The 17217-nt window shown below is 73.3% G+C and carries 12 protein-coding genes and 3 tRNA genes; 3 read left to right on the forward strand and 12 right to left on the reverse strand.

Annotation, left to right across the window (positions count from 1 at the left end):
• Positions 1-17: 17 nt before the first annotated feature.
• Positions 18-90, reverse strand: a tRNA-Arg gene (locus ABT288_RS00570).
• Positions 91-294: 204 nt separating this feature from the next.
• Positions 295-385: transfer RNA gene (locus ABT288_RS00575), tRNA-Ser, on the reverse strand.
• A 303-nt stretch (positions 386-688) separates the two neighbouring features.
• Between ABT288_RS00575 and ABT288_RS00580 the strand changes: the two genes are divergently transcribed.
• Entirely contained in the window at positions 689-1120 is a 432-nt protein-coding gene (locus tag ABT288_RS00580; protein WP_502972710.1) for an SSI family serine proteinase inhibitor, read from the forward strand.
• Positions 1121-1503: 383 nt separating this feature from the next.
• The gene (locus tag ABT288_RS00585) at positions 1504-5985 is read left to right on the forward strand and encodes a hybrid sensor histidine kinase/response regulator (protein ID WP_351600826.1); all 4482 of its coding nucleotides are present in this window, start codon (positions 1504-1506) and stop codon (positions 5983-5985) included.
• 53 nt (positions 5986-6038) lie between these two features.
• Here the strand turns inward: ABT288_RS00585 and ABT288_RS00590 are convergent, their stop codons facing one another.
• The 8 genes from ABT288_RS00590 to ABT288_RS00625 form a co-directional block, all read right to left on the reverse strand.
• On the reverse strand, positions 6039-7718 hold the full coding sequence (locus tag ABT288_RS00590; RefSeq protein ID WP_351600829.1) for a long-chain fatty acid--CoA ligase: 1680 nt from the start codon (positions 7716-7718) through the stop codon (positions 6039-6041).
• 151 nt (positions 7719-7869) lie between these two features.
• A complete protein-coding gene (locus tag ABT288_RS00595; protein ID WP_351600832.1) occupies positions 7870-8463 on the reverse strand; it encodes a SigE family RNA polymerase sigma factor in 594 nt (197 codons plus the stop codon).
• 287 nt (positions 8464-8750) lie between these two features.
• Complete coding sequence (locus ABT288_RS00600; RefSeq protein WP_351600836.1) at positions 8751-9917, reverse strand: lipid-transfer protein; 1167 nt, start codon at positions 9915-9917, stop codon at positions 8751-8753.
• Positions 9914-10312, reverse strand: coding sequence for a MaoC family dehydratase (locus ABT288_RS00605; RefSeq protein WP_351601202.1), 399 nt, complete (start codon positions 10310-10312; stop codon positions 9914-9916). Before ABT288_RS00605 ends, ABT288_RS00600 begins: the two co-directional genes overlap by 4 nt.
• Positions 10313-10339: 27 nt before the next feature.
• The gene (locus ABT288_RS00610; protein ID WP_351600839.1) at positions 10340-11365 is read right to left on the reverse strand and encodes an acyl-CoA dehydrogenase family protein; all 1026 of its coding nucleotides are present in this window, start codon (positions 11363-11365) and stop codon (positions 10340-10342) included.
• A 1-nt stretch (position 11366) separates the two neighbouring features.
• Positions 11367-12302: a bifunctional MaoC family dehydratase N-terminal/OB-fold nucleic acid binding domain-containing protein gene (locus ABT288_RS00615; protein ID WP_351600842.1), complete on the reverse strand. Its 936-nt coding sequence runs from the start codon at positions 12300-12302 to the stop codon at positions 11367-11369.
• Positions 12299-13459: an acyl-CoA dehydrogenase family protein gene (locus tag ABT288_RS00620; protein ID WP_351600845.1), complete on the reverse strand. Its 1161-nt coding sequence runs from the start codon at positions 13457-13459 to the stop codon at positions 12299-12301. Before ABT288_RS00620 ends, ABT288_RS00615 begins: the two co-directional genes overlap by 4 nt.
• Positions 13460-13672: 213 nt before the next feature.
• Positions 13673-13990 (reverse strand): hypothetical protein, encoded by a 318-nt coding sequence (locus ABT288_RS00625; protein ID WP_351600848.1) that lies wholly within the window; start codon positions 13988-13990, stop codon positions 13673-13675.
• A gap of 369 nt (positions 13991-14359) precedes the next feature.
• Between ABT288_RS00625 and ABT288_RS00630 the strand changes: the two genes are divergently transcribed.
• Positions 14360-15238 (forward strand): bifunctional DNA primase/polymerase, encoded by an 879-nt coding sequence (locus ABT288_RS00630; RefSeq protein ID WP_351600851.1) that lies wholly within the window; start codon positions 14360-14362, stop codon positions 15236-15238.
• 116 nt (positions 15239-15354) lie between these two features.
• On the opposite strand, the gene ABT288_RS00635 is transcribed toward ABT288_RS00630, so the two are convergent.
• Positions 15355-15441: transfer RNA gene (locus tag ABT288_RS00635), tRNA-Ser, on the reverse strand.
• 153 nt (positions 15442-15594) lie between these two features.
• A complete protein-coding gene (locus tag ABT288_RS00640) occupies positions 15595-17136 on the reverse strand; it encodes a S1C family serine protease (RefSeq protein ID WP_351600853.1) in 1542 nt (513 codons plus the stop codon).
• Between the last annotated feature and the right edge of the window lie 81 nt (positions 17137-17217).

A 17217-nucleotide genomic window follows, 5' to 3' on the forward strand; every position in this document is an offset into this window, starting at 1 on the left:
GGGCCTCTGGCATGCTGCGCACTCGGCAGGATTCGAACCTGCAACCTTCTGATCCGTAGTCAGATGCTCTATCCGTTAAGCTACGAGTGCTTGTTCTCTTGTTCTTGTCTCCGTTTCGGCCCTTTCGGCCCCGTCCCGGCGACAGGAAGAACATTACATGACTGCCGCCGACATGTGAAATCCGATTGGCACACCCCTTGTGACCTGCGGAAACGTCCGCAGGCGGGCTGAGGGGCGACCGAGGGCGGGAACGCCGAAGCCCCGGTCCTGGGGACCGGGGCTTCGGGATCGGTGCGGAGGCGGAGGGATTTGAACCCTCGATGGGCTTTAAGGCCCAAACCGCATTAGCAGTGCGGCGCCATAGACCGGACTAGGCGACGCCTCCAGCACAACCGCTCACGCGAGCGCGCGAGTGGTGCGTGCAGATGATGACACAGCCGAGCGGCCTGTCACCAATCGCCCCCCACGGTACTAGGCAGTCGGGTCGCAGGGCAAAGGGCTTCCGCGCGGCGCGGCGCGGGCGCAACGTCCGGGGGGCCGGAGCGTTGGGCAGGGCATGGTCTTTTTCCTTCAGCGGGGTCAGGGGCACAGAGCCCCACAGGGGGATCCGGGGGGCACTGTCCCTCGACGAGGGCATGTCCATGGCGGTGGCCCGTCCGTCCTCGCCGGCGCATCCGCCCTGGTCGCCGTGTCCGCCCTGGCTGTCCTTCCCGCCGCCCCCGCCGTCGCCGTCCCCGCCGTCGCCGCGCCCGCCGTACCGCCGCCCGTGCGGCCCGAGGACCGGCCCGGTGATCACCTCACCGTCGTCGTGCGGCATGCCGGGTCCGGGTGGGACGGGACGTACGAGCTGTTCTGTCACCCGGACGGCGGAAGCCACCCGGACGCCTCGGAGGCCTGCCGGGTGCTGGACGAGCACACGCAGTGGGGGCGGGACCTCTTCGCCCCGGTGGCGCCCGGCACCCTCTGCACCATGCTCTACGGCGGACCGGCCACCGCCCGGGTGACCGGCACCTGGGCCGGACGCAGCGTCGATGCCGCCTACGACCGCAGCAACGGATGCGAGGTCGCACGGTGGGACCGGATGGTGCCGCTGCTGCCGAAGTCGGGGCCGGCGACCTGAGCCGTGGGCCCGCCGACCGGTCAGCCCGTCGGCCCCTCCACGTCGGCCTCCCTCGCCCCTCCGGCCCAGAGATCCCCCCAGCCAACCGACCGACCGGCCCCCGACCCAGCGCCGCCCCGGCCCAGCCCCAACCCCAGCAGCCGATGGCTTCCCCCGGGGAAATCACCTGTCCCGTAAAGGTCCCGCGAAGGTCTCGGGGAAGCCGAGGCCGGGCGCGGCGGGTGGTGGCCGGTTCGTTGTCACTTTGTCGTGGGACCTCCCTCTCATCCGGCGTCGCGAGCGCAACGTGTGCCCTTAGACTCCCTCGCGTGACACGTCGCGGGCCGGTTGGCAAGATGGCCCGAGCGGTCGGCAAGATGCGGTAACAGGGAGGAAGGCGTCTCGTGAGCAGCAGGCCATCCCGAGGCGCTGCTCGCCTCGCAGCCATACTCGACGCGCTGCCGGACGCGTTGGTCCTGGTCAACGCCAACGGAACCGTCGTCAACGCCAACACCATCGCGCTCGAGGCCTTCGAGGCGCCCGGTACGGCACTCGTGGGGCGTGGGCTGCTCGATCTGCTGCCCGAGTTCGACTCGCGGCTGATCCCCGGGTCCATGCGGCGGCCCGACCACATGGATCCGCAGGGGCGGACCAAGCCCACGCGGATGGTCGCGCGGCGCACCGACGGATCCGAGTTCCCCGTCGAGGTCACGAGCGCGAACCTGGAGAACGGGCAGCAGGCGTACGACGGTTACGGATACACGGGTGACGAGCTGCTCATGCTCGTCGTCCGGGACCTGTCCGGGACCGTCGACACCGAGGCCGAGCTGGCGCGCTCGCAGCGGCAGACGGAGATGATTCTGCGGGCCGCCTCCGAGGGTGTCGTAGGGACCGACACCGGCGGGCGGATCGTGCTCGTCAACCCGGCCGCCGCCCAGATACTGGGTTACCGGGCCGGTGAGCTCGGCGGCAAGGAGCTGCACACGCTGGTGCTGCACTCGCGTGCCGACGGTTCACCGTTCCCGTACGAGGAGTCGCCGCTCGCCGACACCCTGCGCTCCGGGCGCAAGCACCGGGTGCGCGGGCAGGTGCTGTGGTCCAAGGGGGACGAGAAGGTCTCGGTCGATCTGACCACCGCCCCCGTGCGGGACGGGGACCAGCTCGTCGGCGCCGTGATGACCTTCGCCGACCGGCGGGCCTACGAGGCCCTCGCCGAGGAGAAGGCCGCGCTGGAGAAGGCGCACGCGGAGGAGGTCGAGCGGCTCACCGAGGAGCACGCCTCCGACCTGACCGCGCTGCGCCAGCAGCACGTCACCGAGCTCGAGGAGCTGCGCGAGAAGCACGCGGAGGAGCTGGCGGCCGGCGAGGAGCGGTACGCCGCGCTCGCCGAGCGGGAGAAGGACCGGTACGAGGCCCTCGCCGGGCGGCACGAGCAGTTGCTGACCCTGCTCGGGCAGTCGCTGCGCGGCCCGCTGGAGGAGCTGCGGCGCGAGCTGGCGGCACTGGCCGCCGACGACGCCGGGCAGCTGTGGCCGGAGGCCAACCAGGTCCTGCATCACCTTTCGGCCGGTTATTCGCGGATCACGACGCTCATCGACAACGTCCTCGGGTATCAGCGGCTGGACGCGGGCGCCGAGGACATCACCCGTACGAAGGTCCTGCTGGACGCCGTCGTCGCCGCCGGTGTGGAGGGGGCCGTCGAACTGATCGGTCCGGGGCGGGTGCAGTTCGCCGTGCACGCGCCGCCCATCGAGGCCGAGGTCGACCCGCAGCGGCTCGCCACGGCGCTGGCCCATCTGGTGGCGGATGTCGCCGGTGTCGACGCCACCGGCAACTCGCCCGTCTCCGCGGGCGGTTACCTGGACAACACCGTCGTGGTCGCGGCCGCGCAGCGGGGCGAGGTCGCGCGGATCGAGGTGCGCGGGCCGTATGTCGGGGGAGACCCGGTGCACGAGCCGATCGTGCGCGGGATCGTACGGGCCCACGGCGGCGTGCTGCAGACGCACGAGGTGCCGGGCATGAGCGGCAGCGCGTACGTGCTGGAGGTGCCGCTCGGCGGTGGCGCCGGGACGGTGGACGGTACGAGTGCGGGGCAGGTGTCCGCCCCCGCGCTCCCGGCCGCCGGGCCGGGTGCGGGCGTGCAGGGCTCCGGCGCCGGTGAGGTGGCCGTGGCCGAGGCCGGTGCCGTCGAGCAGGCGGCCGGTGGCGGACGGCGGCGGGCCCGGCGGTCCTCCACCGACGCCTTCCTGGACAGCGACGTTCCCGGTGCCGGGCCGGCCGGTGAGACCGACGCGCACACGCCGACCGGGCGCCGCCGCAGGCGGGCCGGCGCGCCCGCCGAGGAGACCGGCGCGGTCCCGGCCGAGGCCGCGGAGGCCGGGTCCGGGGGGACCGGACGACGCCGCGGCCGGCCCGCCGAGGGCGGCGCCGGTGACGGCGCGGCTGTGAGCGAGGGTGTGAGCGAGGGTGCGGTGGTGACCGCTGCCGAGCATGCCGCGGGGGCCGCCGCCTCCCGTACGGGACTCGGCCCCGCCGTTCCGCCGCAGGGCGTGCCCGCGCCCACGGGCCGGCGCGCCCGCCCCGCCTCCGGCGCCCCGCAGGCCGCCCTGCCGCCCGCACTGCCGGCGGCGGGCAACGAGCCGACGCCGGGTGCGGAGGCTGTTCCGGGTGCCGAAGGTGTTCCGGGTGCCGAGGGTGGGCAGCCGACCGGGCGGCGCCGGCGTGCGCTGGCCGCCGCGGCGGAACGTGCCGCCGCCCAGGAGGCGGGCGGTGCGCGTACGGTCTTCGCCCTGCCGCCGGCCGAGGCCGACCGCACCCCGCAGTCCGCGGACTCGGCGAGCGGAGTGGGCACGGTTCCGGCGTCCGGTGGCGTTCCGGGTACGGCTGTGCCCGTCGGGCCCGGTGCCGGTGTGCCTGCCGGTCCCGGTGCGAGTGCTGTTCCCGGTGTTGTTCCCGGTGTTGTTCCGGGTGCTGGGCAGGTTGCCGGCCCCCTTCCCGTTCCCCCTCAGGCCTCCGGTCCGGTGCAGGTGCCCTCGCAGCTGCCGCCCTCCGCAGCGGCGGGTGCCGACGGCCGGCACGACGCCGTACCGATGGACCAGGCCGCGGACCACACCCCGCCGCAGCCGCATCCGACCAGCGCGCCGACCGGCCGGCGCCGCCGCGCCGTGGCCCAGCCGGCGGATTCCGCTCAGCCGGGCCCGGCACCGGCACCCACGGCTCAGGCCGCTCCCGGACAGGCCGTAGCGCACCCGGCGCAGACGCCGACTCCCGGTCAGGGCACGCCGGTTCACGGCATTCCGGCGCAGGGTACGGCCGGGCAGGGCATTCCCGTCCAGGCCGGTCCCGCGGCGACGCCCGCGCAGACGCCCGGTGCGGCACCCGGCGCCCCGGCCGGTGCCCCCGCGCCCGGTCAGCAGGCCGCCGTACCGCAGGCAGCCGTACCGCACCCCGCCGCGCCGACGCACGACACCGTCGGCCGACCGGTTCCGACGACCCCGACGCCGCCCGGTGGTACCCCGAGCGCCCGGACGGTGCCCCCGCCGGCCGGTGCCGGACCGGTGCCGACGGCCGTTCAGACGCCCGGCGTGCCCCAGCAGTGGCCCGGCGGCGACGCCGGCTCCGGCGCGGGCACGCCCGTACCGCAGACCGGCACGCCCGCCCCCGGTACCCCGCTCCCCGCGGAGCACGCCGGGGGCCAGGCGCCGCGGGCCGCGCAGCCGTTGCCCGTCGAGAGTGCCGCGGCCGACCCGAACTCGACGCAGGGGCGGGCGATCAGCGTCCGCACGCTCGGTCAGGGTGTGCCGTTCTCGCGGCAGGCCGCTCAGGTGCAGCAGCCGACGGCGACCCCGCCGCCGCACGCGCCGGGCGGTTCCGGCCGCCGGCGCAAGCTGGGCACGCCTCCCGACCCGGCCAAGCGCTCGGAGCAGCAGCCGGAGCAGCCGGGCCGGCCGCATCCGCCGGCCGAACAGCCGACGACCGCGCATCCGTCCCTGGCCGGTCAGGCGCGGCTCGCCCCGGGCACCGAGGGCGCCGGACGGTCGTACGCCATAGGCGCGCCGGACGCCGACGCCGCCGAGGGGCCCGAGCCGCTGGACGGCCCCGGGGGTGCCATCGAGATCGCGGACACCCCGCGGCCGCAGCCGCTCGACGACGAGCTGCCGCCGGAGCCGCTGGACAACCCGCGTCGGCTGCTGGTGTGGCCCGCGCCGGACGCGACGACCCAGCAGGCGCTGAGCGACCGCGGCTACCGGCCGGTGATCGTGCACTCCCGTGAGGAGGTCGACGCGCAGATCGCGGCGTTCCCGGCCGCGCTGTTCGTGGATCCGCTGACGGGGCCCATCACGCGTACGGCCCTGCAGTCGCTGCGGCAGGCCGCCGTCGCGGCCGAGGTGCCGGTGCTGGTCACGGCCGGGCTCGGGCAGGCGACGCGCGAGGCGGCGTACGGCGCCGATCCGGCCGTCCTGCTGAAGGCGCTCGCGCCGCGCGACAGCGAGCAGCATCCGCCGCGGGTCCTGCTCATCGAGGAGCACGCGGAGATCGCGCTGGCGCTGACGGCGACGCTGGAGCGGCGCGGGATGCAGGTGGCGCGGGCCGCGAGCGACGACGACGCGGTGACGCTGGCGGGGCAGTTCCGGCCGAACCTCGTGGTGATGGACCTGATGCAGGTGCAGCGGCGGCAGGCCGGGTTCACCGGGATCATCGACTGGCTGCGCGCGAACGGGCAGCTCAACCGCACCCCGCTGGTCGTCTACACCGCCGCCGTCGACCAGGCCGACCTGCCCCGGCTGGCCTCGGGCGAGACGGTGCTGTTCCTCGCGGAGCGGTCGACCAGCGCGGAGGTGCAGAGCCGGATCGTGGACCTGCTGGCCGGGATCGGCACGAATTAGCACGACGAACAGCCCCTGGCACGCGCCCGGGGCTGCTCCGTCGTCCGGTGGCGTCAGCCGATCCTGGTGACGTCCAGCTCCCCGTCCGCGTACCGCCTGCGCAGCACCTTCTTGTCGAACTTGCCCACGCTGGTCTTCGGCACCGACTCGACGATCGTCCAGCGCTCGGGCAGCTGCCACCTGGCGATGCGGCCCTCTTCGGCGAGGAAGGCGCGCAGGGTCTCGAAGTCGGCGGTGGCGCCCTCCTTCAGGACGACCGTGGCCAGCGGGCGCTCGCCCCACTTCTCGTCGGGTACGGCGACCACCGCGGCCTCGGTGACGTCCGGGTGGGACATCAGCGCGTTCTCCAGCTCCACCGAGGAGATCCACTCGCCGCCGGACTTGATGACGTCCTTGGCGCGGTCGGTGAGGGTGAGGAAGCCGTCGGGGGAGATGGTGCCGACGTCACCCGTCTTCAGCCAGCCGTCCGCGCTGAACTTGTCGGCGGGGCGCAGCGGTTCCGCGTCGGGGCCGTTGTAGTAGGCGCCGGCGATCCAGGGGCCGCGCACCTCCAGCTCGCCCGCCGACTCGCCGTCCCAGGGGAGGCGTTCGCCGCCGGGGCCGGTGAGCCGGGCCTCGACGCCGGCCGGGAAGCGGCCCTGGGTGAGGCGGTAGGCGAACTCCTCGTCCGTACCGGCCGCGTGGGCCGGGGGACGGGCGACCGTGCCGAGCGGGGACGTCTCCGTCATGCCCCAGGCGTGGCAGACGCGCATGCCGAGCCGGTCGAAGGCCTCCATGAGGGAGGGCGGACAGGCGGAGCCGCCGATGGTGACCTGGGTGAGGGAGGAGACGTCGCGGGGCCGGCCGGTCAGCTCGGCGAGCAGGCCCTGCCAGATGGTCGGGACGGCCGCGGCGTGGGTCGGCCTCTCGCGTTCGATCATCTCGGCGAGCGGCGCCGGCTGGAGGAAGCGGTCCGGCATCAGCATGTTGACGCCGGTCATGAAGGTGGCGTGCGGCAGGCCCCAGGCGTTGACGTGGAACTGGGGGACGACGACCAGCGAGGTGTCCTGGTCGGTCAGGCCCATCGACTGGGTCATGTTGACCTGCATGGAGTGCAGGTAGATCGAACGGTGGCTGTACACCACGCCCTTGGGGTCGCCGGTGGTGCCGGAGGTGTAGCACATGGCGGCGGCCTGGCGTTCGTCCAGCTCCGGCCAGTCGAAGGTGGTCGGCCGGTCCGCGATCAGCTCCTCGTACTCGTGGATCCGGGCGTGCGCGCCCTGGAGGGGGGAGCGGTCGCCGGGGCCGGAGACGACGATGTGCTCGACCGTGGGCAGCTTGGGCAGCAGCGGGGCGAGCAGCGGGATCAGGGAGCCGTTGACGATGACGACCTTGTCGGCCGCGTGGTTGACGATCCACACCAACTGCTCGGCGGGCAGCCGCAGATTGAGCGTGTGCAGCACCGCGCCCATGGACGGGATCGCGAAGTAGGCCTCGACGTGCTCGGCGTTGTTCCACATCAGGGTGGCGACCCGGTCGTCGCCCCGGACGCCGAGTTCGTCGCGCAGGGCGTTCGCCAGCTGCACCGCGCGCACTCCGGCCTCGGCGAAACTGCGGCGCTGCGGCTCGGTTTCCCCGGTCCAGGTGATGATCTGTGACCGTCCGTGCACCAGCGTCCCGTGCGTCAGGATGCGGGTGACGGTCAGCGGTACGTCCTGCATGGTGCTCAGCACGGAGTCCTCCCGGGGCGACATTGCCTACGCGGTGGTAGAGGTTGCGCTGATTCTGCTCACATACCGCGCGGTATGTCACTAGGGGGTGTGTCACTCGGGAGAAATCCCGGCCGGGAAACCCGGACAGGAAACTCGGGGAGGAAACCCGGGAGAACTCGGGGAGAGTCCCCGGCTAGCGGACCAGTCCCAGCTCAGGATCCTCGCGCAGCTTGGCCAGCGCACGCGACACCGCCGACTTCACCGTGCCCACCGACACCCCGAGCACCTCGGCGGTCTGGGCCTCGCTGAGGTCCTCGTAGTAGCGCAGGACGACCATCGCCCGCTGCCGCGCCGGCAGCTTCATGATCGCCCGCCACATGGCGTCGTGCAGCGCCTGCCGCTCGGCCGGGTCGTCGTCGCCCGGCACGGGCTCCGGCTCGGGCAGCTCGTCGCAGGTGAACTCGTCCACCCTGCGCTTGCGCCACTGCGAGGTCCGGGTGTTCAGCAGCGCGCGGCGCACATAGCCGTCGAGCGCCCGCTGGTCCTCGATCCGCTCCCAGGCCACGTAGGTCTTGGCGAGCGCCGTCTGCAGCAGGTCCTCCGCGTCGCAGATGTTCGCGGTGAGCGAGCGCGCGGTGCGCAGCAGAACCGGCTGACGAGCCCGCACGTACGACGCGAACGTCGGGTAGGTCGGAGCCTCGCCGCTCGGCCGGAGCCGGGGGTGCGGGAGGCTCTGCCGCCTTGGTGCGGCAACGGCCGAGGCGCTGGTGCACACGGGTGTGGTCATGGCTCCACGCTAGGAGCGGACCCCCGGCGGCGGATCGCCCGCAGGTCCCGAAGCGGCGTCCCCCTCAGGTTGTAGGGGTGGGGGCAGCTCCACCTCCTGAAGGTGGACGGCGGATCCACCCCGTCTGCGGGTACGACCCTGACTCCGCCCCGGTCCGGCCTGGCTCCGCCCACTGGTCCGACCCTGAGGCCGGGGCGGGCCCGGCCGCACGCCCGGGCGCCGGGAGCGGGGAGGCGGCCCGCCGGTCAGCCGTCAACCGTCATCCGTCAGCCGTCAGCCGTCAGCCGTCAGCCGTCAGCCGTCAGGACCAGCCCCGAGGTCGGCACCCCGGTGCCGGCCGTCACCAGGGTCCGCCTCGCGCCCGGTATCTGGTTCACCGCCGTGCCCCGCAGCTGGCGCACCGCCTCCGCCATGCCGTTCATCCCGTGCAGATAGGCCTCACCGAGCTGACCCCCGTGTGTGTTGAGCGGCAGCCGCTCCTCGGCCACGAAGTCCGCCGCCTCCCCCTTTCCGCAGAACCCGAACTCCTCCAGCTGCATCAGCACGAACGGTGTGAAGTGGTCGTAGAGAATCCCCACGTCGATGTCGGCCGGGCCGAGTCCGGACGACCGCCACAGCCGGCGGGCCACCGCGCCCATCTCCGGCAGGCCGGTCAGATCGTCCCGGTAGAAGCTGGTCATCTGCTCCTGCGCCCGGCCGGCGCCCTGGGCGGCCGCCGCGATCACGGCCGGGGGATGCCGCAGGTCCCGGGCCCGCTCCACCGAGGTGACGACGAGCGCCTGCCCGCCGTCGGTCTCCTGGCAGCAGTCCAGCAGCCGCAGCGGCTCCACGATCCAGCGGGACGCCGCGTGTTCGGCGAGCGTGATCGGGCGGCCGTGGAAGTACGCCGCCGGGTTCGTCGCCGCGTACTTGCGGTCCAGCACGGCCACATGCCCGAACACCTCCGGCGTCAGCCCGTACGCGTGCAGATACCGCTGGGCCGCCATCGCCACCCACGAGGCCGGTGTGAGCAGCCCGAACGGCAGCACCCAGCCGAGCGCCACGCCCTCCGCCGACGGCTCCCGGTGCTGCACGCCGGCGCCGAACCTCCGGCCCGAGCGTTCGTTGAAGGCGCGGTAGCAGACCACGACCTCCGCCACGCCCGTCGCCACCGCGAGCGCGGCCTGGAGCACGGTCGCGCAGGCCGCACCGCCGCCGTAGTGCACCCGGGAGAAGAAGGACAGCTCGCCCATCCCGCAGGCCTGGGCCACCGTGATCTCCGGGTTGGTGTCCATCGTGAACGTCACCATCCCGTCCACGTCCGCCGGCGCCAGCCCCGCGTCGTCCAGCGCGGCCCGCACCGCCTCCACGGCCAGCCGCAGTTCGCTGCGCCCGGAGTCCTTGGAGAACTCGGTGGCCCCGATCCCGGCGATCGCGGCGCGCCCGGCCAGGGTCTCGCGCGCCCGGGGACTCATGAGCGGCCCCCGGCGTCCGGGACCGTGACGGTGACCGTGCCTGTCACATGTCTGCCGAGGGCGTTGGCGCCGACGACCCGTACGGTGGCGGTGTCGCCGTCGACCGCCTCGATCGTGCCCGTCAGCACCATCGTGTCTCCTGGATAGTTGGGCGCCCCGAGCCTGATGGCGACCTTGCGGAGCATCGCCGTCGGGCCGAAGTGGTCCGTGATGTATCTGCCGACCAGTCCGTTCGTCGTCAGGATGTTCATGAAGACGTCCGGGGAGCCCTTCTGCCTGGCCGACTCGGCGTCGTGGTGCACGTCCTGGTAGTCCCGCGACGCGATCGCCCCGGCCACGATCAGCGTCCGCGTGACCGGGATCTCCAGCGGGGGCAGTGCGGCGCCCGCCGTCAGTGCCGTCGTCGGCGCCGTGTTCACGACTCACTCCCCATGCGCGATCAACTCCCCCAGTTCCTGCAGCACTTCGGCCCCGCAGCCCAGATACGCGTCCAGTTGCCGGCCCCACAGGAAGTGGCGGTGCACCGGGTGGCCGAGATCGGCTCCCGCACCGCCGTGCAGATGCTGGCCGGTGTGCACCACCCTGTGCCCCGCCTCGGACGCCCACCAGGCGGCGGTCAGCGCATGGGTGGCGTACGGCAGTCCCGCGTCCCGCCTCCAGGCGGCCTCATAGGCGGTCACCCGTATCGCCTCGGTGTCCATGTGGGCGTCGGCGGCGCGGAGTTGGACGGCCTGGCGGGTGGCGAGCGGGCGCCCGAACTGCTCCCTGCCCGCGACATGCGCCACGGCCCGGGCCAGGGAGCCCGCGCACACCCCGGCCTGGAGTCCGGCGAAGGCCGTGCGGGCAGTGGCGAGGACGTCGGCGTAGGCGCCCGGGCCGCCCAGCGGTTCGGCCGGTGCCCGGTCGAGGGTGAGCCGGGCCGCCGACCAGGGAGCCGTCAGTTCGACCGGGGTGATGCCGACGCCCTGGCCGAGCGGCGCCAGCCACAGCCGGCGGCCGGTGTCGGCGACCAGGACATGGGTGGCGTCCCGGAGCCAGGGCACGACGGGGACGGTGCCGGTCAGCTCCCCCGGCGCCGGGGCTCGTACGGCGTCCTGGGCCGGGAACGCCCCGGTCACCACCGCCGATCCGTCCTCCAGGGCGGGGAGGAGACGGTCCCGTTGCTCGGGGCTGCCGTGGGCCGCGACAGCCAGGACGCCGTACACGCAGCTCGCCGCATAGGGCACCTGGGCCGTCGTACGCCCCTGTTCCTCCAGGAGCAGGACCAGGCCCAGCAGGCCCAGGTCCGCCACGGCACCGACCAGGCCGGCCGCGCAGAGGGACTTCCACAGCGCGGGGTCGCTGCCGGTGCCGGCGGCCGCCAGGCGCTCGTGGGTGGCGAGGTCGCCGAAGATCCGCGCGGCCAGGTCACGGGCCTCGGCCTGGGCCTCGGTGGGCGTGAAGTCCATGTCAGGCCCCGCCCTCGCCGTGGCCGTCGACGGCCCGGAAGACCGGGAGGACCTGCGCGCCCTCCGCGTCCTCGTAGGTGCGGAACTCCACCTGGACGGGCAACCCGATGCGCACCTTGTCGTACGGCACCCCGGTCACATTGCTCACCATCCGCACCCCCTCGGCGAGTTCGATCAGGCCGACCGCGTAGGGAGGGTCGAAGGCCGGGAACGGCGGGTGGTGCATCACCACGTACGAGTAGACCGTCCCCTCGCCGGTCGACTCGACCGTGTCCCAGTCCAGGCAGCCGCACGCGTTGCAGCCCGGCAGCCAGGGGTGGCGCAGGGTGCCGCAGTCCGTGCAGCGCTGGATGAGGAGTCTGCGCTCGGCCACGCCCTGCCAGAACCCGGCGTTGTCCCGGCCCACCACCGGGCGGGGGCGCGGGGCCGGGGGTTTCCGGCGGGCCGGGGCGTACTTGAGGATGCGGAAGCGGTGGGTGCCCACGAGGTCGCCGTCGACCCGGACGTCCGTGCGGGTCGTGACGAAGTACCCGGTGCCCAGCTTCGTCGTCTTGCGGCCGGAGACCGACTCGATCACCGAGTCGAACGCGACCTGGTCACCCGGGCGCAGGGGCCGCAGATACTCCTGCTCGCAGTCGGTGGCCACCACGGCCGTACAGCCCGAGGTATCGAGGAGGGACAGCAGCTCGTCGTAGGCGCCCGTGCGGCCCTGGTGTCCGGACAGGCCGCCCATCGTCCAGGCCTGGAGCATGGTGGGCGGGGCGATGGCGTCCGGGCCCGAGTAGGCCGGGTTGGTGTCGCCCATGGCCTCGCACCAGTGCCGGATCATCGGCGCGTTCACCGGGTCCCTGCCCACCCCGGCGACGGCGGCCGGCCGCCCCTCGTACGCCTTGAGGCGCGCGCCCAGCGGGTCGGGGACCACCTCTGCCGCGCTCATCGCCGCCCCCTCGTCATCCCGAGTCGCGTCGTCGCGACGATCTCCCGCTGCACCTCGCTCACCCCGCCCCCGAACGTGTTGATCTGCGCCGCCCTGTTCAGCCGCTCCAGTTCGCCGTCCCCGAACGCACCCGGCGAACCGGAGCGGACCAGGCCCGCCTCCCCGGCGATCTCCTGACACATGCGATACGTCGCGACAGCCGATTCAGTTCCCGCGAACTTCACCCCGCTGGCGTCCCCGGGGGCCACTCGCCCCGCCCCCACGTCCGCCACCAAACGCCAGCTGAGCAGGCGCGATGCCGCCAGCCGGGCATGCGCTTCGGCCGCCCGAAAACGTATCCACGGCTCGTCGATCCGGCGCCTTGCCGTCACCGGATCGGGTGTACGGGCGGCGGTGAGCGCGGCGGCGAGGAAGTCCTCCGCCTGCATGCCGAGGGCGGCGAGCGCGACCCGCTCGTGGTTGAGCTGGCCGGTGATCAGCGACCAGCCCTCGTTCTCGGTGCCGACCAGGCTGTCGGCCGGGACGCGGACGCCGTCGTAGTACGTGGCCGTCGTCGTCTGCCCGCCCACCGTCTCGATCGGCGTCCAGGAGAACCCCGACGCGTCGGTCGGGACGAGGAGGACGGAGATGCCCCGGTGCCTGGGCGCCTCCGGGTCGGTGCGGCAGGCGAGCCAGATCCAGTCGGCGTGCTGGGCGCCCGAGGTGAAGACCTTCTGCCCGTCGATCCGCCAGCCCTTACCCTCGCGCACGGCACGGGTGCGCAGCGAGGCCAGGTCGGTGCCGGCGGACGGCTCCGTGTAGCCGATCGCGAAGACGGCCTCCCCGCCGAGGATGCGGGGCAGGAAGTAGGCCTTCTGCCGCTGACTGCCGTACTTCATGAGGGTGGGGCCCACGGTGTTGAGCGTGACCATGGAGACCGGGGCGCCGGCCCGGTACGCCTCGTCGAAGAAGACGAACTGCTCCTCCGCGCCCCGGCCCTGGCCGCCGTACTCGACCGGCCAGCCGAGGCCCAGCCAGCCGTCGGCTCCGATGCGGCGCAACAGGGCGCGGGTGGCGGCCGGTTCGCGACGCTCGCGCGGGTCCGGGAGCACGGTGCGGAAGTAGGCGCGGAGTTCGGCGCGCAGGCGTTGCTGCCGCTCGGTGGGGGCGAGGTGCACGGCGGGCCCTCCCGGCCTCGCGTACCTGACAGGACAGTTTCTGACTGTCCGTCAGATAGGGACGGGTGTCAAGGTCGTCGCCTTCCGGAACGGAACGGCGCAGGGCGCGGGAAAACGCCTGCGCGGCGGCACCGAAGTACCGCCGCGCAGACGTGTTACGACCCCGAAGCACACCCCACGAGGGCCCTCACCGGGAGGGGCCTCGCCCGCGGGTCACCACAGGTCGGTGAAGTGGATGGCCACGTTCTCGTTGCCCTGCTGGACGGCCGTCCAGGCAGAGCCGTTGACCTGGGCGGTGCTGCTCTGGTTCGAGGCACCGTTGCCGACCGCGTTCTGCTGCGTGGTCGACGAGTTGCCGTTGTTGTCGTGGCCGACTCCGCTGCCGATGATGCCCGCCACACCGGTGTTGGCGCTCGATCCGTTGTCCGCGAAGGCGCCGTTGTCGGCGGCCGCGACGCCGCCGAAGAGGGCGGCTGCGAGCGGGAGCGCGGCGACGGCGGCGAGAACGCGGGCTGTACGGATGCTTGCCATGTTGTTCCTCCAGAACCGAGAACTGTGCGGCCCTAGGGCCGGAAGTACGTGAAGTTCGGCTTGTGTCAGGGCAGTTGGCCGACCGCTCCGACGGTGGTAGACGACGTCGCGAGACCAGAGTTGCCCACCGAATCCCCGGCGAACCACCACGGAAGGCCCGATTCGCACGCAAGCGTGATGACATGTCGATAAACCCTTATCGCCATCTTTCGTGCCGTACCCCACCAGGAGGGGCCAGTCGGCGCTTTCGCCTACCAAGCGGTACAAGGGGTGAATCGTTCCTTCACGCATTCGGCCAATTTCCCCGGCCCCGGCGCGTCACCGCCGCCCCCTCTTCCCTTTTTCGAACGTACGTACGAGCATGGAGGCATGGCCTACACCGACCGGCAGGCCACGACGCTGGCCCTCGCACACGCCCTGTCAGCCGCCGAACGCGGCCTGGCCGTCATGCCCCTGTCCCGGACGAAGCTCCCGGCCCTGCGCTCCCCCCACCGCGACGACCCCGACCCGGCCGGACCTCCCTGTCACGGCGAGTGCGGCCGCTTCGGCCACGGGGTGTACGACGCCTCCACCGACCCCGTCCGCATCCGCGAGCTGTTCGCCGCGGCGCCCTGGGCGACCGGCTACGGCATCGCCTGCGGACTGCCGCCGTACCACCTGATCGGCGTCGACCTGGACACCAAGTCCGACACGAACTCCTCGACCGCGCTGCGCGAACTTGCGCTGCGCCATCTGTTCACCATTCCGGAGACGGTCGTCGTGCGCACCCCGAGCGGCGGGCGCCACCTGTGGCTCACCGGCCCGCCGGACGTCGTCGTACCGAACTCCGCCGGGCGTCTCGCCCCCGGCATCGACATCCGGGGCGCCGGCGGCTACCTGGTCGGCCCCGGCTCCCGCACCGACCACGGCGTGTACACGACCGCCCCCGGCACGGCGCACCTGGCCCCCGCCGCCTGCCCGCCGTCCCTGCTGCGCCTGCTGGTGCCGCCACCCCGGCCCCCGCATCCCCACCCGAGCCCTCCGGCTGCCGGTGACCACGGCCGCGGCCTGGTCCAGTTCGTCCTCTCCGCACACGAGGGCCAGCGCAACACCCGCCTCTTCTGGGCGGCCTGCCGCGCCTACGAGAACGGCATCGGCCCCGCCCTGGTCGACCCCCTGACCGAGGCCGCCCTGGGCACCGGCCTGTCCGAACGCGAGGCCCGCGCGACGATCGCCTCGGCGGCACGGATGACGGGGCACCGGCCCTGACCACCATGGCGGGCTCCATGACGAGCGTGGCGGGCTGAATACGGAAGGGGTGCCTCTCGGCGAGAGGCACCCCTTCCGACTGCACCGGTCATGACCTGCACCGGCTACGGCCTGTGCGGAGGCGGTGGGATTTGAACCCACGGTGACATCGCTGCCACGACGGTTTTCAAGACCGTTCCCTTCGGCCGCTCGGGCACGCCTCCCCGCGCTGCCGGAGTCCGGCGGCGCGGGTACACATTACCGGCCCGGACCGAGCCGTGGTGGGCCGGTTGTGCCGCGCGACAGGCGCCCCCTCAGAGAAGCTCCTTCAGAGAAGCTCCTGCGAGGCGCGGCCCACGCGCGCGTGACCCGCAGGGTCAGTTGTCGCCCACCCGGGAGCCCAGAGTCAGGTCGACCGTGTGCTCCTGGCCGCCGCGCTTGTAGGTGATCGTGACCTTGTCGCCGGGCTTGTGGGTCCAGATCTCGCCGATCAGGGTCGGGCCGCTGTCGATCACCATGTCGTCCAGCTTGGTGATGACGTCACCCGGCTTGAGGCCCGCCTTGTCGGCCGGGCCGCCCGACTCGACCGGGGCGGAACCGGCCGCGCCCTGGTCGGTGATCTTCGCGCCGTCGGTGGAGTCCTCCAGGGACACGGACGCGCCGATCTTGGCGTACACCGGCTTGCCGGTCCCGATCAGCTGCTGGGCGACGTACTTGGCCTGGTCGATCGGGATGGCGAAGCCCAGGCCGATCGAGCCGGACTGGCCGGAGCCGAAACCGCCGCTGCTGCTCGACTGGATCGCCGAGTTGATGCCGATGACCGCGCCGGAGGCGTCCAGCAGCGGACCGCCGGAGTTGCCCGGGTTGATCGAGGCGTCGGTCTGCAGGGCGCTCATGTACGACGCCTTGCTGCCGGAGCTGCCGTCGCTGGAGGCCACCGGGCGGTTCTTGGCGCTGATGATGCCGGTCGTCACCGTGTTGGACAGGCCGAAGGGGGCGCCGATGGCGATCGTCTCGTCGCCGACGGCCACCTTGTCGGAGTCTCCGAGGGGGAGGGGATTGAGGTCGGACGGGGGGTTCTTGAGCTTGATGACCGCCACGTCGTAGCCCTGGGCGTGGCCCACGACCACGGCGTCGTACTTCCTGCCGTTCGGGAACGTGGCGGTCAGCTTGCCGCCGTCGAGCGCGTCCGCCACCACGTGGTTGTTGGTGACGATGTGCCCCTGCTTGTCGAAGACGAACCCGGTGCCCGTGCCGCCCTGGCCGTTGGTGCTCTCGGCCTCGATGGTGACCGTGCTGGGCAGCGCCCTGGCGGCCACGTTGGCGATCGTGCCGGGCGCGCGCTTGACCTGCGCGGCGCTGCCGTCGGAGGCGGAGACGGTGGTGGAGCCGCTGCTGTCGTTGTTCTTGGCCAGGGTGTAGCCCAGACCGCCGCCCAGGCCACCCGCGACCAGCGCGGCCACCAGGACCGCGGCGACGAGACCGCCGCGTCCGTTGCGCGGCTCGGGGGCGGGCTGCTGGTACGACGCTCCCCAGCCGCCGGGGCCACCCGGACCACCCGGACCAGCCGCACCACCCGCACCGAAGCCGCCGGCGGCACCGGCACCGCCGTCGCCGTAGAAGGCGCCGTCACCGTGGGACGCACCCTCTCCGTAGGGCGGGTCGGCCGGCGGCGGAGGCGGCCAGGAACCGTCGGGGGCCGGACCCGAGGCGGAGGGGCCGGATGCGTGCGCGGTGGCGGGCCGGCCCGGCTGGGGTTCGGGCGCGGCCGGAGCGTCCTGGGGGACGGGCGGGAGGGGAGCCGTCGGCTCGGTGCCCTCAGGGGCGGTGCCCTGCGGGGAAGGGGTGGGAGAGGCCACCGGCACGGGAGGTGCGGACGGGGCCTGGGGTACCTCGTTGCCCTCGTTCTCGGTGCTCACAGCTCTTCTCCTCGGTCCACGGCTGTTGTTCTCGGTCGCACTCGGTCACGCTCGGCAGCTGTGCATGGCGCTGGTGTCGGT

It is taken from the genome of Streptomyces sp. NPDC001093 (assembly GCF_040298985.1).
Lineage (GTDB): Bacteria > Actinomycetota > Actinomycetes > Streptomycetales > Streptomycetaceae > Streptomyces.

What these genes read in the sequence shown, in the direction of transcription:
- ABT288_RS00615 (WP_351600842.1), bottom strand. Translation starts at nt 12,302, where the DNA reads ATGAGCGCGGCAGAGGTGGTCCCCGACCCGCTGGGCGCGCGCCTCAAG.
- ABT288_RS00610 (WP_351600839.1), bottom strand. Translation starts at nt 11,365, where the DNA reads ATGGACTTCACGCCCACCGAGGCCCAGGCCGAGGCCCGTGACCTGGCC.
- ABT288_RS00595 (WP_351600832.1), bottom strand. Translation starts at nt 8,463, where the DNA reads ATGACCACACCCGTGTGCACCAGCGCCTCGGCCGTTGCCGCACCAAGG.
- ABT288_RS00630 (WP_351600851.1), top strand. Translation starts at nt 14,360, where the DNA reads ATGGCCTACACCGACCGGCAGGCCACGACGCTGGCCCTCGCACACGCC.
- ABT288_RS00625 (WP_351600848.1), bottom strand. Translation starts at nt 13,990, where the DNA reads ATGGCAAGCATCCGTACAGCCCGCGTTCTCGCCGCCGTCGCCGCGCTC.
- ABT288_RS00600 (WP_351600836.1), bottom strand. Translation starts at nt 9,917, where the DNA reads ATGAGTCCCCGGGCGCGCGAGACCCTGGCCGGGCGCGCCGCGATCGCC.
- ABT288_RS00590 (WP_351600829.1), bottom strand. Translation starts at nt 7,718, where the DNA reads ATGTCGCCCCGGGAGGACTCCGTGCTGAGCACCATGCAGGACGTACCG.